20 protein-coding genes are annotated in these 20800 nt (G+C 52.6%); 14 read left to right on the plus strand and 6 right to left on the minus strand.

The genetic code is table 11. The features are described from left to right. Positions 1 to 11: 11 nt before the first annotated feature. The 6 genes from L6H70_RS26655 to L6H70_RS26680 form a co-directional block, all read right to left on the minus strand. Entirely contained in the window at positions 12 to 971 is a 960-nt protein-coding gene (locus tag L6H70_RS26655) for a carbohydrate ABC transporter permease (protein ID WP_370656213.1), read from the minus strand. A 2-nt stretch (positions 972 to 973) separates the two neighbouring features. Continuing rightward, positions 974 to 1945: an ABC transporter permease gene (locus L6H70_RS26660; RefSeq protein ID WP_236337259.1), complete on the minus strand. Its 972-nt coding sequence runs from the start codon at positions 1943 to 1945 to the stop codon at positions 974 to 976. Between the two features lie 91 nt (positions 1946 to 2036). Beyond that, the gene (locus L6H70_RS26665) at positions 2037 to 3734 is read right to left on the minus strand and encodes a type 2 periplasmic-binding domain-containing protein (protein WP_236337260.1); all 1698 of its coding nucleotides are present in this window, start codon (positions 3732 to 3734) and stop codon (positions 2037 to 2039) included. Positions 3735 to 3847: 113 nt separating this feature from the next. Further along, positions 3848 to 5389 carry a response regulator transcription factor gene (locus tag L6H70_RS26670; protein WP_236337262.1) on the minus strand — a complete coding sequence of 514 codons (1542 nt, stop codon included), beginning with the start codon at positions 5387 to 5389 and terminating at the stop codon, positions 3848 to 3850. Beyond that, complete coding sequence (locus tag L6H70_RS26675) at positions 5386 to 7203, minus strand: sensor histidine kinase (protein ID WP_236337264.1); 1818 nt, start codon at positions 7201 to 7203, stop codon at positions 5386 to 5388. The genes L6H70_RS26670 and L6H70_RS26675 overlap by 4 nt, the downstream gene beginning before the upstream one ends. 23 nt (positions 7204 to 7226) lie before the next feature. Continuing rightward, positions 7227 to 8768, minus strand: coding sequence for a response regulator (locus L6H70_RS26680; RefSeq protein WP_236337265.1), 1542 nt, complete (start codon positions 8766 to 8768; stop codon positions 7227 to 7229). Positions 8769 to 9083: 315 nt separating this feature from the next. On the opposite strand from L6H70_RS26680, the gene L6H70_RS26685 reads away from it, so the two are divergent. The 14 genes from L6H70_RS26685 to L6H70_RS26750 all read left to right on the plus strand — a co-directional run bounded on the left by L6H70_RS26685 (position 9084) and on the right by L6H70_RS26750 (position 20654). Continuing rightward, a complete protein-coding gene (locus L6H70_RS26685; RefSeq protein ID WP_236337266.1) occupies positions 9084 to 9449 on the plus strand; it encodes a DUF2294 domain-containing protein in 366 nt (121 codons plus the stop codon). Between the two features lie 252 nt (positions 9450 to 9701). Continuing rightward, on the plus strand, positions 9702 to 10256 hold the full coding sequence (locus L6H70_RS26690) for a UbiX family flavin prenyltransferase (RefSeq protein WP_236337267.1): 555 nt from the start codon (positions 9702 to 9704) through the stop codon (positions 10254 to 10256). Beyond that, on the plus strand, positions 10257 to 11600 hold the full coding sequence (locus L6H70_RS26695) for a UbiD family decarboxylase (RefSeq protein ID WP_236337268.1): 1344 nt from the start codon (positions 10257 to 10259) through the stop codon (positions 11598 to 11600). Positions 11601 to 11713: 113 nt separating this feature from the next. Continuing rightward, on the plus strand, positions 11714 to 11983 hold the full coding sequence (locus L6H70_RS26700; protein WP_279306802.1) for a BMC domain-containing protein: 270 nt from the start codon (positions 11714 to 11716) through the stop codon (positions 11981 to 11983). 40 nt (positions 11984 to 12023) lie between these two features. Then, positions 12024 to 13055: a hypothetical protein gene (locus tag L6H70_RS26705; RefSeq protein WP_236337269.1), complete on the plus strand. Its 1032-nt coding sequence runs from the start codon at positions 12024 to 12026 to the stop codon at positions 13053 to 13055. 49 nt (positions 13056 to 13104) lie between these two features. Next, positions 13105 to 13533 carry a BMC domain-containing protein gene (locus L6H70_RS28775; protein ID WP_279306799.1) on the plus strand — a complete coding sequence of 143 codons (429 nt, stop codon included), beginning with the start codon at positions 13105 to 13107 and terminating at the stop codon, positions 13531 to 13533. A 19-nt stretch (positions 13534 to 13552) separates the two neighbouring features. Then, on the plus strand, positions 13553 to 13834 hold the full coding sequence (locus L6H70_RS26715) for a BMC domain-containing protein (RefSeq protein WP_019908484.1): 282 nt from the start codon (positions 13553 to 13555) through the stop codon (positions 13832 to 13834). A gap of 8 nt (positions 13835 to 13842) precedes the next feature. Next, positions 13843 to 14583 carry a hypothetical protein gene (locus tag L6H70_RS26720; RefSeq protein WP_236337270.1) on the plus strand — a complete coding sequence of 247 codons (741 nt, stop codon included), beginning with the start codon at positions 13843 to 13845 and terminating at the stop codon, positions 14581 to 14583. A gap of 20 nt (positions 14584 to 14603) precedes the next feature. Continuing rightward, a complete protein-coding gene (locus L6H70_RS26725; protein ID WP_236337271.1) occupies positions 14604 to 14885 on the plus strand; it encodes a EutN/CcmL family microcompartment protein in 282 nt (93 codons plus the stop codon). Positions 14886 to 14888: 3 nt separating this feature from the next. Beyond that, the gene (locus tag L6H70_RS26730; protein WP_236337272.1) at positions 14889 to 16703 is read left to right on the plus strand and encodes an adenine deaminase; all 1815 of its coding nucleotides are present in this window, start codon (positions 14889 to 14891) and stop codon (positions 16701 to 16703) included. Between the two features lie 33 nt (positions 16704 to 16736). Continuing rightward, a complete protein-coding gene (locus L6H70_RS26735) occupies positions 16737 to 17420 on the plus strand; it encodes a cyclase family protein (protein WP_236337273.1) in 684 nt (227 codons plus the stop codon). Positions 17421 to 17441: 21 nt separating this feature from the next. Next, positions 17442 to 18047, plus strand: a complete 606-nt coding sequence (locus tag L6H70_RS26740; protein WP_236337274.1) for a DUF1989 domain-containing protein — start codon at positions 17442 to 17444, stop codon at positions 18045 to 18047. Between the two features lie 172 nt (positions 18048 to 18219). Further along, entirely contained in the window at positions 18220 to 20451 is a 2232-nt protein-coding gene (locus L6H70_RS26745; RefSeq protein ID WP_236337275.1) for a helix-turn-helix domain-containing protein, read from the plus strand. A 41-nt stretch (positions 20452 to 20492) separates the two neighbouring features. Beyond that, positions 20493 to 20654, plus strand: coding sequence for a hypothetical protein (locus tag L6H70_RS26750; protein WP_236337276.1), 162 nt, complete (start codon positions 20493 to 20495; stop codon positions 20652 to 20654). Positions 20655 to 20800 lie beyond the last annotated feature (146 nt).

The raw sequence follows: 20800 nt of genomic DNA on the forward strand, positions 1-20800 counted from the left end.
TTAAGGCTGTATTATTCCTTAACACTACCTACATTCAGTCCTACTACGAAATACTTCTGCATGAACGGATACACGAGCAGGATCGGAACCGAGGCTACCACGGTAATAGCTGCCCGGATCGACAACGGAGTCACCAGCGCGCGGGCCGAATTCTGGTCCATCCCCACCCCGGCGGCAACGTTCGGATTGCTGTTGGAGTTCATCGTCGAGGACAACAGCTTCATCAGCTCATACTGCAGCGTACTCAGGTATTGTCTGGAAGAGGTATAGATAAACGCGTCGAACCAGGAATTCCATGCGCCTACAGCCACAAACAGGGCAATTGTAGCGAGTACCGGTTTGCATAACGGGAATACAACCTTCATAAAAATTCTGAAGTCGCCGGCGCCGTCGATTTTCGCTGACTCCAGCAGACTCTCCGGTATTGTGCCGATATACGTACGGATTACAATCATATTAAATGCGCTGATCATGGACGGGAAAATGTATACCCAGAAGCTGTTAATCAGGTTAAGATCCTTGATCAGGAAGTAGCCCGGAATCAGACCGGCGCTGAAATACATCGTCAGCACAAAAATCACAGTGATCGGCTGACGGAATACATATTCCCTCCGGCTTAGAGTATACGCGAGCATCGTGGTCAGAAAAATGTTAAGGATCGTAGATAGCACGGTCCGGGCCACGGAAATTAGGAATGCGTCGTAAATGGTGCCGGAGGCGAAGATCGCCTTGTAATTTTGCAGAGTCCAGGCTCTTGGCCATAAGTAGATGCCGCCGCGGATCGTATCATTGCCCGCGTTAAACGAAACGGCAATCGTATTGAGGAACGGATATAGGGTCACAAGCACCAGGCAGATCATAAAAACCGTGTTGAAGGAGCCAAACAGTATCGGTTCAAGTTTGCCCGTGCCTAAGCTTTTTTTCATCGTTAAACCCGCTGTTTGCCGAGGGCTGATTTGTCGGTTATCCATAATTATAACAACCTCTCTTCCCCAAGCCGCTTCGAAATTCCGTTAGCCATAAGCAGCAATGTTACGCTGACCACGGTTTTGAAAATCCCGCCGGCAGTCGCTAGTGAATAGTTACCTTGTGCAAGCCCGTATTTCAGTACAAAAATATCAATCGTTTCTGCCCAGTCCACAACCAGCCCGTTGCCGAGCAGGTACTGCACTTCAAAGCCCGCCTCCAGCACATGTCCAATGGACATAATCATCAGAATAACGATCGTTGCTTTTATGCCTGGAAGGGTTACGAATCTCATTTTTTTGTAGCGGCTCGCGCCGTCGATTTCCGCGGCTTCATAAAGTGCAGGGTCTATGGAAGCAATGGCTGCCAGATAGATAATCGTATTCCAGCCGACTTCCTTCCACACATGCGAAGCCCCGACAATGCCCCAGAAATATTTACCTTCACTGAGCCAGAGAATCGGCTCTTTAATCAGATGCAGCTTCATCAGTACGATATTGACGATCCCGTCATTGATCGACAGCGAAGTGGCCACAATGCCGGTAACGATAATCCACGATAAGAAATGCGGCAGATAGGAAATCGTCTGCACCGTTCTTTTCCAGAACATGTTCTTGATTTCATTGAGCAGCAGCGCAAGCACGATAGCAGTGACAAAACCGAGAATCAGGTTGATCAGCCCCATCGCTACGGTATTGCGCAGTACCCTGATGAAGTTATCATCGGTAAACAGGAACTTGAATTGCTTAAATCCTACCCATTCCTGTTCGCTGAAGGACTTGGCCGGCTTATAATTCTGGAAAGCCATGGTCCAGCCCCATACAGGGACGTAGGCAAAAAGAATAATATAGAGCATTAACGGTACAGACATCCAAATCAGCTGATTCTGGCTTTTCAAGAGAGACCAGGTAATTGGCTGCTTCTTCTTTTTTTTCTTGGGATGCCGGACGACGGTTTCTATTTCTAGGGTCTCATCCATAGTAGTTGTCTCCCCAATCCATCATTTTAATTTAGGAAGTGGAAGGCCGGAACCGGCCCTCCACCCTCTGACTCCGGAAGCTGATGCTCCGTTATTTGCTCCAGTTATCAATTCTCCACTTGATCTGCTCGTTAATCTTATCTTCATAAGCCTTCACATTGGCCTTTTTAATCTGTCCGACATAATCGCTCCAGACGGAATCAAAGTCAGCCGGATCGGCAAGAATGGCTTTTGGCAGGAACTTGGTCTGCAGTTCATTCAGTTTCGTACTTGCAATTTTGGCATCCGATCCTTCTATCAGGTCAATGGACCATGCAGGATAATAGACCGGATTGGCAGGCGGCTCGCTGAAGAAGTCCACGTAAGAGTTATAACCATAGGCATCAAGCACTTCCTTGTCGAAAGGTTTCAGCCCCGCTTTGTATTCTTCAGGCTGTGCAGCGGCATCCGTCGAGTTGCCGTCACTGAAGCTTCCTTCCGTTTTTGGCAGGTAATCAAAGATCGCTTTAGCCTTGTTAGCCAGCTGCCAGGTGGCATCAGCTGCATTGTCGCGCTGCTCCTGGGTTCTCATGAATCTGCCATTCTCTACAATATAATCTTCACCTTCTATGCCCCAGGAGAACGTTTTCTGCCAGTCTTCCTGCATCAGGGTGTCAAGCAGCTTGATAATCTTCACCGGATCTTTGGCATTGATACTGATACCGAAGCCGTTGTTAAGGTTCAGAACTGCCAGATCGCGGTAGTAGTCTTTGGTCGACTCGTCATATACCAGCGGAAGACCTACGTAAGTGCGTTCAATTTTGCCTTGGGTGGTCAGGGAGTCCTCGGCAGCGTTGAAGTTCCAGTGCTGGTCGAACATTCCCAGAACCGTACCGCTGGACAGCTTAGCCATATACTGGTCATAGTTCTGAACAAAAGTCTCTTTATCGATCAGACCTTTTTGGTTCACTTCATTCAGCTTTTGATAGTACTGTTTAGCATAATCCTTGTCTGCAAAAATTTCGGCCACGCCGTTATTTACAACCACACCGCCATCATTCGGATGGCCGATCAGATGCTGCGGTGCATTGAACAGACCCCAGTTTTTCCAGTCATAGTTCAGAATTTCGAACCCGATCGTCGGACTTCCGTCGATTTCCGGATATTTTGTTTTATATTTCTCAATCAGATCAAAGTATTGATCCAGCGTCTTCACCTTTGGATATCCGAATTCCTTGAGGACTGCTTTTTGCATCCAGAAGGCAGGTCCCGAATACCATGAACTATTAACCTTACCGTTGTACACACCGTAGTTCGGGAGGATATAAATATGCCCGTCATTCGGATCCTTCATCATGTTCCAGTAATCCGCGTAATGCGCTTTCAAGTTTGGAGCGTATTGCTCAATCAAGTCTTCAAGCGGAATATAAGCCCCTGCTGCTGTAAGTTTTGTATTACCGGTTATCAAATCCGGATAATCCTGGCCGGCAATCATAACCCCAAGCTTCTGGTTGATGTCGCCTGCCAGAAATTCCATATCGAAGCTGGCACCCGTTTCTTCCTTGATTTTCTTATAAATTTTGTTGTCCGGTGTCGGCTGTTGTCCTGCTGCGCCGATGAAGACACTTACCTTGAACGGTTCAACCTTATCCCCTGTGTTAGCTGCTCCGGCAGTTTGTGCCGCACTGGTTTCTTCCGCTGTAGCATTTGTATTACCGTTGTTGTTCCCGCCGCAGCCGGCGAGTGTAAAGCTCAGGGATAACAGCATAATCAGTGAAGACTTAAACGTTCTTTTCGACTTGCCCCCCATAAAGCACCTCCATATTTTTGTTCACGCTTTCTTGTAAGCACTTACATTTATGAATTATAGAGGTGATTTCTATTCTAAAATACAACCGAATTAAAGGTATAACCCCAAAAATTTCAGGTCTTTAAATTCCGGTATTCGTTCGGAGACATCTTCATTTTCTTCTCGAACTGCTTCAAAAACTGGCCGTAATTGGCATAACCCACCTGCTCGGCAACCTCCGACAGCTTGGTTTTTTGCTCATGAAGCAGCCTTGCCGCTTCCTCAATCCGCAGATTATGGAGCAGCTCCTTGAAGCCTATTCCGTTCTTCTTGATCAGGAGCTGGCCGAGATATACAGGATGCAGATAAAAGATTTCCGCCAGCTTCTGAATCGTCAGACTTTCGCGGTAATGCTCCTGAATGTATTGGTTGATATCGCGGACGATATCATGCGATCTCCTGCCCCGATCTTCTAGAAGGAGCTCTATTCCTGCCTCCCCAGAGGTCAGCAGATAGCCCATCAGTCCGGTTAACGTGAGCCTGTAATGATGGACTTCCGGTAGTTGAAACTCGTTAAGCAGTTCCGGCCGCTTGCCGTTTTCTGTCACATGGTGGGTCAATTCCCGGATCCGGTATATGAGATGGATAACAAACTTCTTCACTGCCTCGGGAGCCACAAGCTTCTCCTGAAAGCTGTGAGCCGCCGAGTCTACCGCGCTGCGGAAGCCTGGCAGATCCAGCGTGTTAATGAATCCGATCAGCTCGTCCGCCATCCGGATATGATCGTATTGCCTGCTGAACGGCGTATTCTTGATCTCGTGATACATCAGTAATCCGGCAGAAGAGGTCCGGTAAAAAAAGTGCTGCAGGGTTTCCTTAGCTGTCCGGTAGCTGTTCGTGATGCCGGTCAATGCAGGCACGCTTGTTCCGGCCGCGATAAACAGGGTCTGGCCGGGACACTCCTGCCGCAGCGAGTCGGCTACCCCGGTGATTGCTTCACTTTCATGGCCAGCCGCGAAACTCCCGAATACAATGGCGCAGCAGCCTGCCTCCAGATCCACCAGATACATCGCGGGCGCCACGGCGATCAAGGCAGCCGCTTTGCCCCTGACCTCGGCATATTGCTGCGGTGCGGTCTGGATCAGGCAGACATTCCAGCAGCAGACGTCCGCGGGCAGCGAAGCGAGAAACTCCGGATCGGCCGGTTCGGTCGGCTGCTCATATAACAGTCCTTTGATTGCAGCCGCCGTCTCCTCCGAAGCCGCCATTTGCTTAAACCTCCGGCCGCGCTCCTCCTGCTCCAGCTCCTGGTAAATCTCCCGCAGTTCTTCTGTCGCTTCTTCCGGAAAAACCGGCTTCAGCAAATAGTGATTAATACCGTACCGGATAGCAGTCTGGGCATATTCAAATTCGCTGTACCCGCTTAAGATTACAAACTTAATCTCCCTGCCCCCCGCCTGCTGCCAGGCGCCAATCATCTCAAGACCGTTCAATAGCGGCATATTTACATCCGTGATAACCAGATCCGGGTCCAGCTCACCGATTAACCGCAAGCCCTCCTGGCCGTTGCCGCAGGTCCCGCAAATCTCGAAGCCAAGCTCCCGCCAGTCAATCCACAGCAGCATCCCTTCGAGAGCACTCGGCTCATCATCAATTAACAGCACTTTATAAGTCATAACCTTCCCTCCCCTCCCGGGGAATGAGTCTTCTCCAGCAGCTTCAGCGGGATGCCGAACGAAACTGCAGTCCCCTCACCCGGTACACTGATGATTTCAAAAGTCACCTGATCGGCATAATACAGCTCCAATCTGCGGTATACATTGCGCATTCCGATATTTAAGCCGGACGAATCCTCGGTGCGGATATTGTGCAGTAAATCTTTGAGCTGCGCAGCCTCGATCCCTTTCCCGTTGTCGGAAACCGTGATCTGCAGGCGGTCCTCCCGGGCCGCTGCCCTCACCTTGATGATGCCCAGCCCTTCTATCATCTGTAAGCCGTGCTTGCAGGAATTTTCCACGAGCGGCTGCATGCTGAGCTTCGGAATTTTGTACTCCAGCGCCTGCTCCTCAATCTCGAACTGATAGTCGAACTTATCGCGGAATCTGAATTTCTCAATCTTCAGATACATCTCGATAAACTGCATTTCCTCCTGCAGCGACACCAGGTCCTCCTTCCAGCGGAGCAGCCTGCGCAGCAGCTTAGAGAGGCTTTTGATAATATCCGTCACATCGTCATATTTATTTTTGGTGCAGACCACAAGAATCGCGTTCAGCGTATTGAACAGGAAATGCGGATTCATCTGGCTTTGCAGAAAATTCAGCTCCGCCCTGACCCGTTCCATCTCCAGATTCTTACTTTGAATCTCCAGCTTGTACACATCATTAATCAGCGAGTTGATCCGCGAGGTCATCCTGTTGAAGTTATGAATCAGCCCGCCGATTTCGTCGCGGCCCTCGTCAATCCGGATCAGTTCAAACTTCTCGTTGGTTACCTTCTGCATATGTCTGGACAGCCGTTTTACCCGGTAATTGTAAGATCTCAGCATCACATAAATAAAAGCAGAGGTCAGCAGCGTGATCGTGGTCGCCAGCACAGCCGCATACAGCCGGATATCCAGAATTGCCTGTGTGATCCGCTCCCCTTGCGTAATTCCGATGATCCGCCAGCCCTTGAGATAGTTGGCCGTACCAAGCGGCAGCACATGAAGCTCCTGCTGATTATCTTCCTGCAGATTAAACAGAGGATAAGGTTCATCTGTCACCCGCTGATAGCCGCTGTCCGCTGACATGACAATCTGATTCTGCTCATTGACCAGATAGAGGCTGAGGTAATCTTTTTCTCGGGCAATCACGTCATACACTTCGCTTAGATCCAGATCAATCTTCAGCAGCTTTTTATATTCGTTGAAGGACCTGAAATTATCCATCCAGTCCAAGACGCTCAGTGTAGGGATCGAAGAAGCGGTATTATCGTTCTCAGATGTCCTGTAAGCGGTAACAAGTACCTTATTGCGGGAGGATTCCGCCTGCTGATACCATTCACTTGCCAGTACCTTCTGGTTTATGATCTGATAATTGCCCCCTGAGACAATAGAACGGTTATCCGTGAACACGCTGATCCGATCAATCTGGTTGTTTACCGGCATGTAGCTGTTCAACCGGTCCCGCAGCTGTTCGTCAAAAGCACCATAAAAATCAATAGAGTCCTTATAGGGCCGGTCCAGCATTTCATACAGGTTCTTATCCGTAGACAACGTATAGCTGACCGCAACCCCGCCTTCGATAAAATCATAAATATCCTTTCTCGCCCGCTCCAGGGAAATCTCCAGGTTCTGCTGCTCCCTTGATTTGATAAGATCTGTAATCCGGCCCAGAAACACGAGGTTGATGATCATAATAGGCAGAAGCACACCAACGATATAGATCAGGATAAATTTATAATTCAGCGGAATATCATTGACAATATTGGTGAAACGGAATCTTTTTTTCATCATGACCTGTGCACCTGTCCTTCTTAGGGCTGCTTACAGTTATTCGAATTCTTGTATACCGAAGGCAGGACGCCCACGATTCCCTTGAACTTATCGATAAAATAATCCGTGTTACTGAATCCCACCTGTGCTGCCACGTCAGAGATTTTCAGCTCTGTCCGCTTCAGCAGCCCTTTAGCGGCTTCAATCCGCTTATCGTTCAGATATTCACAGAAGCTGCGGCCGGTCTCTTTGCGGAACAACTGCCCCAAGTAGGCGGAATTCATATGAAATTGCCGGGCCAGCTCCTGAAGCTGCAATTTATTGCGGAATTCAAGGTCTACATACTGGATCACATTATAGATCGTGTTCCCTTCGTTAGCCTCCTGCAGCTCAGCCAGATAGACAGCCGCCCGCCTGCACAGCCCGCTTACATAGCTGCCCAGCCGGTAATAATCGCCCAGCTCACCCAGATTCCCGAACTCCTCATGATGCTGATTCATCATCCCGGCGGTTTCGCCATTGCGTTCGGCGACCAGCCGGCATAAAGTCATTTCCAGATGGGCGATGCCTGCCTGGACAGCTTCTACCGAAAACAAATGCTGCGTGTAGAACATAAAGATATCCCGCACACAGGGCTCAATCGCCTGAAGCTCGCCTGCCTTTACTTTTTCAAGCAGCCCGGTAAAGGTTTCCTGTTCAATATTCGCCTCTTTACAGCTGTTCCTGAAGTCGCAATTGAAAAAGACACCGCCCTTCTCTCTGCGGTACTTCAGCTTCCACATTTCCAGCGTCTGCAGATAAATATCTTTAAGGGACAGGGCGCCTGACGTTCTTTCGCTGACCATAACCGCCACCGGCTCCTGCAACTGTTCAGCCAGATCCTGCTGGAGCCGGGTGACTCCGGCAGTCAGGCTATCCCTGGAGAGGGAAGCCGATTGCAGAATCAGCCCGAACCGGTCCGCGCTGTCCTGGAAGCAGCCTGCTAATTCGCAAGGGAAGTAATCCTTCAAATGCTGTTGCAGAAGCGCTGCAGCAGCGGGGGGATCGATAAGAATGCCCAGCAATTCCGCATCTGCTGGTATCTGCATCAGGTTGGCCGCCGTCAGCTGAATCTCCTCATCCTCCTCCCCATGAATCAGGCGGTTGATCAGATTGCCGACAATCATTGCCTGCTTTTTCTGATGCTCCAGACTGGAAGCGATTTCATTTTGAATCGTAAGACTTAGCCGGCTTAACAAAGCTTCGATCTCCTCTTCGTCAATCGGCTTCAGCAAATATTGATCCACCCGCTGGCGCAGGGCAATTCTTGCATATTGGAAATCGTCGTATCCGCTTAATATAACAAACCGGGGCGGCTTAACCATCGATTCATTCAGCCTGGTAATCAGCTCAAGACCGTTAAAGACCGGGAGATTAATATCCGTTAATACGAGATCCGGCCTAAGCTCCTCGACCAGTCTCAGTGCATCCGGGCCGTTAAGGGCTTCGCCGCACACTTCGAATCCATACTTTTCCCAGTCCACCATCGTCCGCAGTCCTTCAAGTACCCAGGGCTCATCATCAACAATCATGACTTTCAGCATGTGCCACGCGCCTCCATGTTCAGATTTGCAAAGAGATGTCAGCAAATAACTATAGACCATGCTAACATAGATTTGTGAAAACGTGGAAGAAGAACTGTGAAGAAAAGAAGAAACAGAGCGACGTCCCTCAAGGAAGTCTCTCCTGCAGCCCGCCCGATGATAAGTCATATAATGTAACATTAATCATTTACTTTACCGGTTTTTTCTCTATAATGGAGTTTAAGTTATCGGTAAAAATGGTGTTTTCGAATATGTATACTTATACCGCGTTATATTTCATAACACATTCGACTTCGCTACAGGGAAGTGAATTTCTTGACAATCGCTCTTCTTCTCTCATCCAATGAACACAAGAAGAAATTATCCCGCTGCTACAATGAGGTTCATAAGGAGCTGTACGGAGTCGGAGTGACCCAGCTAAAGATTGAAGCTGTGAACGAGACAATGATTATGTTCCTGGTGAAGCATCAGCGGGTCGCAGCCCTTCGCGCCCTGGAGGACCATTATCCCGAGCTGAAGCAGTCTGTAGACGCCGCGCTGCATCAGGAATTCAAGCGGAGAATCCAGAAGAAGCTTACCGAAGAGCTGGAGCTGCCAGCCGCCGGCGTACTTAGGGATTACGATCCCCAGACGGCTTGGGCCTGCACAGTCATTATATGTGATTCCGGTTCAGATCAATGATGCGGGATTTATCTCGCAGATTTATCGCAGCCGGTGTTCATTCTTGATTATTCCGAACATTCATATTTCAGGCTTCATCTCGATTCATCCTGATGAGCTGCATTTCCCTTAAGGTTCGCCCTATATCTGTTTACAGATTGCAGGAAGCCGTTGAGTAGAGACCTCTCTATTTCAGCGGCTTCTTTTTGTTATATACATCTGACTGCCAAGGCTTCACAACAACGCAGCCCTTGGTCAAAGGAGATCCAGCGCATGAGAATTGTAGTAGCCATTACAGGTGCCAGCGGTTCGATTTACGGGTACTCCCTGATCCGCAGCCTGCACCAGCTCGGCATTGAAACCTTTATCATTGCCACCGGGGCCGGTGAGAACGTGATGAAATATGAATGCGGCTTCGATATGCAGGAGCTTGCCCAGTATGGGACCGTCCTGCCGAATTTAGACCTGTTCGCTCCCGTTGCCAGCGGATCCTTCAAAACGGACGGAATGGTGATTGTCCCCTGCTCCATGAATACGCTTGGTGCTATTGCGAACGGCATGGGGGACACCCTGCTGAACCGGGCAGCCAGCGTGGTGCTGAAGGAGCGGCGGCGGCTGGTCATTGTACCCCGCGAAACACCGCTGCATCTGATTCATCTGGAGAATATGCTCCGGCTCGCCCGGGCAGGCGCCGAGATTATGCCTGCCTCGCCCGGCTTCTATAACCATCCGACCGAAATCTGGGAGCTGGTGAATTTCATGAATGCCCGGGTTCTTGATGTATTCGGTATTGAACATCAGCTGATGAAAAGATGGGGTGAGAACTAAATGGCCGCAGTCAATATCAGACAATTGCTGGAACGCTGGGAGAGAAGCGGCGAGCTGCTGCATATCCGCAGAGAGGTCGACCCCCGCTTCGAGCTTGGGGCCGTTGTGAAGGCAGTAAAGGGCAAGCAGCCGCTAATGTTCGAGAAGGTTAAGGGATATTCCGGCCTGATGACCGTCGGTCTTGGCGGCTCCAAGGAGCTGATCGCGGACAGCTTGGACATGACTCCAGCCGAGCTGCTGCCGGGACTGGTTGCAGCCATCGTCTCGCCTACGCCAACCCGGCTGGTGGAGCAAGCACCGGTGCACGAGAAGGTCATCACCAGCCGGATCAGCCTGAAGGAGCTGTTTCCGGTATGCACCTACCACGCGGAGGATAGCGGCGCTTACTATGTCTCCGGTGTGATGGTCGTCAAAGGCGAAGACGGGCGCAAGCGCTATACCTCCATCCGGCGCATGCAGCTGCTGGAAGGGAACCGGACCGGTATTCTAATCTCTTCGCCGGAGCTGTTTCAGCAATATAAGGATTTCGAGGCACGCGGCGAGCCGCTGGAGGTGGCGTTCATGTTCGGGGTGGTCCCGGCAGTTGTGCTGGCTTCGCAGATCAGCACCCATCTGTTCCACACCGACAAGCTGGAGGTGGCCTCCGCCCTGCTCGGGCATCCGCTGGAAGTCGTCCGCTGCCGGACCGTCGATCTTGAGGTGCTGGCTGAAGCCGAGGTTGTATTTGAGGGCAGGATCCTGCCCGGTATCCGCGAGCCGGAGGGGCCGTTCGGTGAACTGGGCGGCTACTACGGACCACGGACAGAGCAGCCGGTGGTCGAGATATCAGCCGTCACCCACCGGAACCAGCCCATATGGCAGACCATCCTTCCGGCAAGTTATGAGGAGAAGCTGCCGATGGCCATCTCCCGCGAAATTGCCTTGCTCAGCTCGGTTCGCCAGGTTGTCCCGGGAGTAAAGGATGTTCATATTACCATGGGCGGGGTTGGCCGCTACCACGCGGTCATCCAAATCCGCAAAGTCCAGGAAGGCGACGGAAAAACAGCACTACTGGCTGCTTTTGCCGGCGATAAAGACCTCAAGCATGTTGTGGTGGTCGATGATGACGTCAACCTGCTTGACCCGCTGGATGTGGAGTGGGCAATTGCCACCAGAGTACAGGCCGATCTCGACCTGTTCATCGTCCCGGGCGCAAAAGGCTCCCCGCTGGAACCGTCACACAATCTGCGCGGGGTGTCGGCCAAAATGGGCATCGACGCCACCTGTCCGCTCACACATAAAGAGCAGTACCGGAGAACGCATATTCCGGGACAGGATGAAATCAGGCTGGAGGACTATGTTTAGGCTTTGGTTTTTGATTAAAAATAGGTCAACAAAACTTAAGCTTATGCTTCCGAAGTAAGTGTTGTCGATGCGGACTCTGTGAAGAATGGACTCACAAAACTTTGAGGAGGTGGATTATGCAAGCAATCGGCTTAATAGAAACACGCGGCCTGACCCCGGCGCTGGAAGCGCTGGACGCCATGTGCAAGGCGGCGAATGTCAGACTGGCCAGCTTCAAACGGGTTGGATCAGGCCTGGTGACAGTGATCGTTGAGGGCGATGTCGCCTCTGTGGCCGCAGCCGTCGAAGCCGGTGCAGCCGCGTATCAAAAGACATGCGGGCAGCTGGTGTCATCAAACGTCATTCCGCGTCCGCATCCCGATCTCGCCAGGATGCTCATCTAAGCATCCTGCCGGATTCAAACTTTCAAGGAGGTGATTAGCCTTGTCCAGTTTTATGAAGGACGTTGTTTCTGAAGTACTCCAGAGAAATCGTACCTCCGCCCCGGCGGGCGTAGCACCGCCTGCTCCTTCCTGCGCGGTAAGCAGCCGGGAGAACTGCCCGCACACCTGTGCCCAGCCCGGGAAGTGCTCTAAGCCCGGGCTTACGCTTCAGCGCACCAATTACCAGAAGGAGCAGGCTGCGAGGCGGCTGGCCGTCCTTTCCGGCCACCCTTCACCGGCACAGGCTCCTGCCGTCCGGCAGCCTGATTCCCTTGCAGCAGCCAGAGTAGTGCAGCCGGCTGCGCATGCTGCCCCAAGCCCTACCCCAAGCCGGGCAACGGCCGGACAATACCTGTCTCCACTGCTTCTGCGCACCTTGTCTCCGCTGGAGCAGAAGGATAACAGCCCCCGGGGGAACTCTTCCCTGCCACAGGTGACCCCGGAGCCGCAAGATCCTCATATCCCGGTCCGCCTCCCGGCAGCAGGTGGGCTGGAGGTCTGGCTGTTCCACCGCATCCGTGATGACCTCCGCCCGCTGTTTGGCAGCTCAGGACGGAATTACAGCTCTGCCGGGGTTATCAGCGAAGCTTCGTGCCATCCGGGCCAGCTGTTTGCGGCCGAAGAGCTGCTCTCCGGCGAGCCTGAGCTGGAATCGGATATCAGCTGGAGTGTGGACGGCAGCTTTGAGCTTAAGCTGTTCAGCAAGGATCACCATAAGGTGGCAGCTAAGCTGAAGGAGCTCACCGAATATATGCAGGCCGGAACAGCTTCTTCTGTCCGGGTATGGATCAGCCTGCAGCCCGGCCGGCTGCTGCGGCGGTATTTCGGCGGCGGACAGCAGGAAGCCATCGCGGTAATAGCCGGCACTTCCCGCTGGAACAGCATAGGCATCGCTGAGCAGTGGCTGCAGCGGCACCCTTCGTGCGGGCTATATATCCGTACAGAGCACAGTTATTGCATTTTAAGCGGAACCGCCGGACAGATGGCGGCTGCAGCGCCGGGGCTTACCCTCCTGGCAGCACCAGACAGATGAAGATAACCACCGCTGATCAGCGGATGAATTCAACAAGGGGGCTTCCTTCATGCAAGCACTGGGTTTAATCGAAACGCTTGGCTTTACCACTGCCGTCTCAGCAGCGGATGCCGCGCTCAAAGCGGCGGATGTGCAGCTGGTTGCCGTCGAGAAGGTCATTGGTGTCGGTGGCTCACTGGGCGTGACCCTGCATTTCAGCGGGGATGTTGCTGCCGTAACCTCGTCCATAGAGGCAGGCAAGGCTGAAGCGCAGCGGGTCGGCACAGTGATCTCCGCGCATGTAATCGCCAAAGCGCATAGTGATGTCACCGGCAAGATACTGGGCAATTACCTGTTGCCTGAGAACAGCACTGAGGCTGATTCTGCAGTCTCCACCCCTCCGCCGCGCCAGTCTTCTGCCACAACCGCTAAGCCGCCCAAGTCAGCGGACTTAGCCCAAGGATCAGATTCACCGGATTCACCGGATCAGCCAAACTAAACTAATGGAGGTTTTTATGATGGGAGAATCACTGGGATTAATTGAAACAAAAGGTCTGGTAGGCGCAATTGAAGCGGCTGATGCAATGGTGAAAGCTGCGAATGTAGAAATTTGCGGGTACGAAAAAATCGGCTTCGGTCTCGTAACGGTAATGGTCCGGGGAGATGTGGGTGCGGTAAAAGCAGCTACCGATGCAGGAGCTGCCGCAGCCAAACGTGTCGGGGAGCTGGTGTCGGTGCATGTCATTCCGCGGCCGCACAGCGAAGTGGAGCGCGCGCTGTTGTCCAAGGGAATTGAATAAGCTCCACCATGGACAGCCGGCATAGCACGGTTGCAGCCAGCACCCTTCTCGGTCTGGCTTACCGGTCCAGGGAACAGGAACTGAACAAGGACTTCCCCCGGGTCTTTATTCTGCTGGCCGGTCACTTTATTGGCATGGAGGAAGGGTATTCCGCTATAAGGCAGCTGGACAGGAGCCGGACCCGGCTACGGCTGGCGGCGGATGAACAGCTGCTCCGTGACATTACAGTTCTGGAGCTGGCTGCAGCAACAGGTGTGGACGATATCATTGCACCTGCTGCTCTCCGCTCTACTTCACCGGAGGCTGCCGATAGGCTGTTTATTCCGGTGCTTTCCTTATCTCTGTTGTCCCGCTTAATCCAGCTGGATACCGCTGATCCTTTCGTGGAGCTGATTGTACGGTTCCTCTGTGCCGGCAAACCCGTGGGGACGCTGACGCTTGGGGCGAATCCGGGGCATTACCGCTGGGGGGAGCAGGGATTATTTCTGGCCCCACCCCGGCTGAAGGACGAACTCCAGCATAAGCTTGCAGCCATTGAAGATTTCGGCATTACGCTGCTTGAACCGGATCAAGTGAACCGCTGGATCTCCACTGCACAGGCAAAATCAGGCAGACCAGTATTGACCGCAGGGGATATTCAAGCCGCACTAAGAATGGGCACGACGTCCATCCGCCTGGCAGCTCCGGCGGTGATCACTCCGCTTGCCGCAGATCTGGCCAGGCAGCATGGCATTGAAATAGAATTCTAAACCAAAGAGGTGACAATCACATGAAGCTGGGAATCATTACGGGGCATGTCGTCGCAACGCGGAAAGATGAGAATCTGATCGGCGCCAAGCTGCTGATCATTCAGCCGATCCTGCCCGATGGGGCACCGGCAGGCCAGCCGGTCGTTGCCGTTGATACAGTAGGCGCGGGTATCGGCGAGACGATTATCTACGCGGTGGGCAGCGTGGCGTCAAGAGCAACACTGCATCCGAATGCCCCGGTTGATGCAGCCATTGTCGGGATCGTGGACAGTGTGGATTGCGCCCGGGCAGGAGGTGCGTAGCAGATGCTGACAACAGAAATAAAAGATGCCATTCAGCGCCGGCGGATGATTGATGTGCTGCTCTCCGGCGATGCTTATGCCGACCTGGTACTGAAGGGCGGCTATATTATTAACGTAATCACCCGGGAGATTTATCCCGGCGATGTCGCCGTCAAAGGCGACCGGATCCTGCTTGTCGGCCAGGCCGATAAGCTGATTGGCCCCTCGACCCTTGTCGAAGAAATGTGCGGTAAATTCATCAGCCCTGGTTTTATTGATTCACATATGCATTTTGAGAGTGCGATGCTGACCGTTACAGAATTCTCGAAGCTGTCCATCCCTACAGGAACGACCACCCTGGTAGCCGATCCGCATGAAATTGGCAACGTGCTGGGTGTCCCCGGCATGAAGGCGATGATTGAAGAGGCGCGTACGCTGCCTAACCGTGTCCTGTTCACCGTCCCCTGCCTCACTCCTGATGTGCCGGGTCTGGAAACCGCAGGCGCGGATATCGGGTCCAAGGAGATGCATGAACTGTTGAGTGATGATCATGTGCAGGGAATCGGCGAGCTGCAGGGCTTCAGCAATGTCCATCCGGTGTACAACAATGCGCCTTATTTAATAGATGATCTGCTCGCTTCCGTCTCTTTTGCCAAATCAATCGGCAAAACCATCGAGGGCAACGCCCCCGGCCTATTCGGCCGGGAGCTGGCAGCCCATATCATCTGCGGCGGCGGCCATGTCTCCTGCCACGAGACCACCACGAAGGAAGAGATGATGGAGAAGCTGCGCTACGGGGTCAGCGTATTCATGCGTGAAGGCTCCTCCCAGCGGAACATGGCGGAATGCATTCGCGCCATTACGGAGGAGGGAATGGATTCCCGGCGGGCGATTCTCGTCTCCGATGATATGGTCCCGGAGGATCTGCTGAAGTACGGGCATATGAACGATATCGTACGCCGCACAATTGCTGTAGGTATTGACCCCGTTGAGGCGATCCAGATGGTTACGATTAATCCGGCTACCCATTTCGGCTTCCAGGATATCGGACTGCTGGCCCCGGGGGCCAAAGCCGATATCGCTGTTATCAGCGATCTGGCTCAGATGACGGTATCGCAGGTATATATCAGCGGAGTCAAGGTAGCCCAGGACGGAGAATTGACCCGTGATATCCCTTCCTATACCTATCCCGCTTCTGTGAAGAAATCGGTCAAGCGGAAGCCAGTGAAGCTGGAGGACCTGCAGCTCTCGTCCGGCGGGGCGCATGGCAGCGTGCAGGTCCGCGCTATCGAGGTCATCCCCGACCAGAATCTGACCGGAGCGGGGATCTTCACCGCCGCCGTCAAGGACGGAGTCGTGCAGCCTTCGGTAGAAAACGACCTCCTGCCCCTGCTCGTTGTCGAGCGGCATGGCCGCAGCGGTAAGATTGGCAAAACCTTCGTCCGCGGCATGAAGCTGAAGGCCGGCGCCATCGCCGAAAGTGTGGCCCATGATACCCACAACATCATTGTCACCGGCACCAATTACGCTGATATGGTGACCGCGGTCAACCGGGTCATTGCCATGGATGGCGGGATCGCCATGATTGAAGGCGGCAAGGTGGTCGGCGATCTACCGCTGCGTATCGGCGGTCTGATGACCGACGAGCTGACCGGCAAAGAGATGAGCGCAAGAATCACCGAGCTGCACCGTCTGGCCCGTGAAGAACTGGGCTGCACGCTGCACGTGCCGTTTATGCACCTGTCCTTCCTCTCGCTCGTCACCAGTCCGGCCTGGAAAATTACCGACATCGGCCTGATCGATGCCGATGCCTTCACCGTACTGCCTGCGCTGGCTTGAGCATCACAATTTTATCAAAGGGGGCTGCTGCACTTGGGTATTCAGGTAGTCGATCTATCCCAGGAGATCTATCAGGGAATGCCGGTGTTCCCGCCGCATCAGAAGACGATGATCTTTCCCAATATGAGCCATGAGGAGAGCCGGCAGAAGCTTGGCTTCGAATTCGCTACGAATAACCTGCTTATTAACGAGCATGGCCCGACCCATAGCGATGCCATCTATGAATATGACCCGCAAGGGGCGACGATTGACGAGATGCCCCTGGAGTATTTTTACGGGCCGGCCGTCTGTCTTGACCTCTCTCATATTTCACCCGATGAATACATTACCCGCCGGGATTTGGAGCTGGCCTTGGACAAAGGTTATCTTCATCTCGATAAAGGTGACATCGTGCTGCTCTACACCGGTCATTATAACCGTGCTTACGGCACGGACGAATGGCTGACCCGCTACACGGGCCTTGATTACGGGGCGGCTGAATGGCTGGCGCAGCAGGGTGTCGTTAATATCGGCATCGACGCGCCTTCCATCGACAACCCGCTGGATACCACCTTTGCCGGGCATCTGATCTGCCGTGAGTACAAGCTGACCAATACCGAGAACCTCTGCAATCTCGACCAAGTCGCACAGAAACGGTTCCTCTACTTCGGGCTCCCGCTCAAAATCAGTAAAGGCACCGGCTCTCCCATCCGGGCGGTCGCAGTATTCATAGAATAAAATAGTAAGCAGGTGAAGGACATGAGAAACGGAACATTGATCGAAGAAATTTTCGTACCGGCGTACGAAGGCAGAAGCGCACTGGTGCGCAAAGGCCAGACCCTATATATCATTGACGTGGAGGGCAAGCAGGTCGGCGATTTCGTCTGCTTTAATGCCGGTAACCCTGACGAGCATGTTTCCCCCGTGCATATGCGGGCCTCGCTCAGCAGCATCCGGCTCAAAGCCGGTGATGGCCTGTACAGCAACTACCGGCAGCCGCTGATGCAGCTGACCCAAGATACAGTCGGGCGGCATGACTTCTTTTTCCCGGCCTGTGATTATTACCGCTACAAGGTTGATTTCGGACTGGAGCAGCACCCGAACTGCCACGATAATCTGCAGAGGGCTTTGCAGAAATACAACCTTGGAGACCAAGAGCTGCCTGACCCGATCAACTGGTTCATGAATAATGCACTCGACGATAACCTCGACTACGTCATTGAAGAACCGCTTTCGAAGCCCGGTGATTATGTCGCTTTGCTCGCACTGACGGACGTGATCGTCGCTCTCTCCTCCTGCTCGCAGGACCTCGCTCCTGTCAACGGGTTCAAGGTCACTCCGCTGCTGATGCAGATTACCGGTTAAGCTGTTTTGTTCACTGATATCCGATTTGTTCACACCCCCTGAATTCAATTTTGTTCACTGCTGTCAGCTTGCTGCACTGTTCTGTTCACCCTTGGGAAGTTTATAATCATACTGTGAACAAAACAGAGAGAGCCCAGACGCCGGTACTCACAATGAATTCAGGGGGATGCTAATGAGACTGAACAAGCTCGGCAATCGAAGAGCACTGTACAGCAGGATATTGGTCAGTATGACGCTTTGTGTGTCCTTAACCTTCCTTGTCTCCACCATTATTTATTACAACTACTATATTGGCGTCGAGAAAACGCAAGCCTTTCGTTCCGACCTCAGCGATCTCACGCAGACCAGCAAAGAGGTTGTTAACATGAACGAAGCCGCGCAATCGCTCTCATTTCAGATCTACCGTAACAGCACCATCTCCAAAATCGTCTTTTACGACAAGCCCGATATATATGACGTCACAGCCGCCATGTCGGAGCTCGGAAACTACTTAAGCTCTATGCCGTATATCGAATCCATCTACGTTTATAATCCGAAGAGCGCAAAGCTCTATATCGCCTCTTCCCACGGCCAGAACGGTGTATTTACCGAGCAGGAACTGGTGGATACGAACATTCTGGATATTCTGAACCACTACGAGGAATACAAGCCATTTATGCCGATTCCGCGCGTCTATTCGAACGGTGCCGAGGAGAACGATCAGGTTCGGGCTTATACCTTCTTATGCTACGATGCCATTGGATGGGACCGGACGATTAACTCGGCTGTGATCGTTAACATTTCCGCCCCTTGGATCAACAAAGAGATTAACAGCCCTGCCGATTCCAAAAGCGCAACCTTTATTCTCTCCGGCAATGGCTCTTTCCTGTCCGGCAACAGTCTGGAACAGCAGGAGCTTTCGCCCGAGGAAGCCCGTTGGGTAGACCAGAAGATAAAGGGAGACTCCGAGGGCTACTTTATCGACAAGTTTGCCGGCGTCAATTCACTGATCTCTTATACTGCTCCGGATGATCTAGACTGGCAATATGTACGCATCACCCCTTATGAGATTATCACTAAACAGACCGACAGTATCCGAAACGCCACCCTGCTCATCGCCGCCCTTATTCTGGTTGGGGGGATCGTTTTATCCTGGATCACCTCCAAAAGCCTGTATCTGCCGATCAACCGGATTGTCAGCGAGATGAACATTCTCGAGAATGAAAAAAGGGACAGCATGTTTATGATCCGGCAAAATACCATGCGCGACCTGGTCCTCGGCCTGAAGCCGCTGCAATCCATTCAGCAGGTAGAGAAGCTCAGGCAGCTCGGCATTCATTTTACCTTCAATGACGATTACCGGCTGATCCTCCTGCGGATTGACAACTACAAGGAATTAAGGGATGAACGGTCGTCCTACCTGCTGGCGTACAAATTTGCAATTATGAACATCGCCTCAGAAATCTGCGGCCAGACCTACCGGGTAGAAACCGTCGATATGAATGATGATGGAATACTTGTGCTCCTGAATATCATAGATTCGATAGAATACACCGACACCGGTCTGATCGAGACACTCCTGCGGCAAATTCAGCTGGCCTGTTCCGATTATTTGAAAATAAGCCTTACCCTAACCTACAGCCATATCGACCGGAATGCCGTGCAGCTGCACCAGCTTTACAAACAGGTCAGAGAAGCCTCAAATCACCGGCTGTTTTACGGGCATGGCTGTATCATCAGTGCGCAGTCCATAAGTGCACTTCAGGCCAATACGTACCACTATCCGACGGAAAAAGAAAAACGTCTGACCGATGCGCTGATGTGCGGCAAGATCGAGGAGGCTAAGGAGCATTTCAGCACCATTATCCGGGAAGCGGAATCGTATCCCTTCCATACCGTGCAATTAGCCGTGTCGAGACTTAGTGTGACGATCAAAGAAATCATCAATACCGTCCAAAAACGTAACCGTTTACAATGTGATGGAGCGCCCGCCCTGCCTACTCTGGAATCTGTAGAAACCGTCGCTGAGCTGGAAGACGCCTTCTTCGCCCTGTTCAGTGAAATGCGCGGACAGCTGTCTGAGAAAAAAAACGCCAAGCAGCATGATCTGATCCGCCTGATCAATCAAAAGGTGGCCGAGAACTATATGGAGCCGAATCTTAGCCTGAACCAGATCGCCGATGAGCTCGATATGTCTCCGATCTACATCAGCCGGCTCTATAAGCAGCAGACCTTGACCAGCATCGTAGACGTCATCCTGGAGGTACGGATGCGCGAGGTGTGCAGCCTGCTGGAGAATACCGACCTGCCGGTAACGACCATTGCCGAGCGCTGCGGCTTCACGAGCAGCTCCTACCTGCACCGGATGTTTAAGCGCAGCTTCGGCACCACCCCAACCGACTACCGGCGCTCTAAAAATGCCTAGCCCTTATCCCGCTCTTTTCAATGAGCAGCCTCGGCAATTAAATGCCCGGGCTGCCTCATGAGGCCGCTCTCAAGCCTGCCACCCCAAGCCAGCCTCCAACTACCCGGAGGCTGGCTTTCCTGCTGCTCCCTCCCCTTACCCCGGAAGCCGGTGGCTGGCGGGCTTTGACTGGAGCGGTCTGGGCTGGAGCAGTTACCGCTTAAACAGCGGATAAAACGGAATGATTGTGGAAAAGCGGTAGCGGCCGCCTTTGTGTCCGGATTTCCACCGCCAGGGTTAAATCAAAAAATCCGGACACAACAGCGGTTGGAACAACATTCCGTTTTAGGAGCGTCCACTTTAAGCACCC

Origin of the sequence: Paenibacillus auburnensis (assembly GCF_927798115.1) — a bacterium.
Classification (GTDB): domain Bacteria; phylum Bacillota; class Bacilli; order Paenibacillales; family Paenibacillaceae; genus Paenibacillus_AQ; species Paenibacillus_AQ auburnensis.

Bases quoted from the DNA above. Each gene is read 5' to 3' on its own strand.
- L6H70_RS26655 (WP_370656213.1), bottom strand. From the start codon at position 971: ATGGATAACCGACAAATCAGCCCTCGGCAAACAGCGGGTTTAACGATG.
- L6H70_RS26660 (WP_236337259.1), bottom strand. From the start codon at position 1,945: ATGGATGAGACCCTAGAAATAGAAACCGTCGTCCGGCATCCCAAGAAA.
- L6H70_RS26665 (WP_236337260.1), bottom strand. From the start codon at position 3,734: ATGGGGGGCAAGTCGAAAAGAACGTTTAAGTCTTCACTGATTATGCTG.
- L6H70_RS26670 (WP_236337262.1), bottom strand. From the start codon at position 5,389: ATGACTTATAAAGTGCTGTTAATTGATGATGAGCCGAGTGCTCTCGAA.
- L6H70_RS26675 (WP_236337264.1), bottom strand. From the start codon at position 7,203: ATGAAAAAAAGATTCCGTTTCACCAATATTGTCAATGATATTCCGCTG.
- L6H70_RS26680 (WP_236337265.1), bottom strand. From the start codon at position 8,768: ATGCTGAAAGTCATGATTGTTGATGATGAGCCCTGGGTACTTGAAGGA.
- L6H70_RS26690 (WP_236337267.1), top strand. From the start codon at position 9,702: ATGAGAATTGTAGTAGCCATTACAGGTGCCAGCGGTTCGATTTACGGG.
- L6H70_RS26695 (WP_236337268.1), top strand. From the start codon at position 10,257: ATGGCCGCAGTCAATATCAGACAATTGCTGGAACGCTGGGAGAGAAGC.
- L6H70_RS28775 (WP_279306799.1), top strand. From the start codon at position 13,105: ATGCAAGCACTGGGTTTAATCGAAACGCTTGGCTTTACCACTGCCGTC.
- L6H70_RS26715 (WP_019908484.1), top strand. From the start codon at position 13,553: ATGGGAGAATCACTGGGATTAATTGAAACAAAAGGTCTGGTAGGCGCA.
- L6H70_RS26720 (WP_236337270.1), top strand. From the start codon at position 13,843: ATGGACAGCCGGCATAGCACGGTTGCAGCCAGCACCCTTCTCGGTCTG.
- L6H70_RS26725 (WP_236337271.1), top strand. From the start codon at position 14,604: ATGAAGCTGGGAATCATTACGGGGCATGTCGTCGCAACGCGGAAAGAT.
- L6H70_RS26730 (WP_236337272.1), top strand. From the start codon at position 14,889: ATGCTGACAACAGAAATAAAAGATGCCATTCAGCGCCGGCGGATGATT.
- L6H70_RS26740 (WP_236337274.1), top strand. From the start codon at position 17,442: ATGAGAAACGGAACATTGATCGAAGAAATTTTCGTACCGGCGTACGAA.
- L6H70_RS26745 (WP_236337275.1), top strand. From the start codon at position 18,220: ATGAGACTGAACAAGCTCGGCAATCGAAGAGCACTGTACAGCAGGATA.
- L6H70_RS26750 (WP_236337276.1), top strand. From the start codon at position 20,493: ATGCCCGGGCTGCCTCATGAGGCCGCTCTCAAGCCTGCCACCCCAAGC.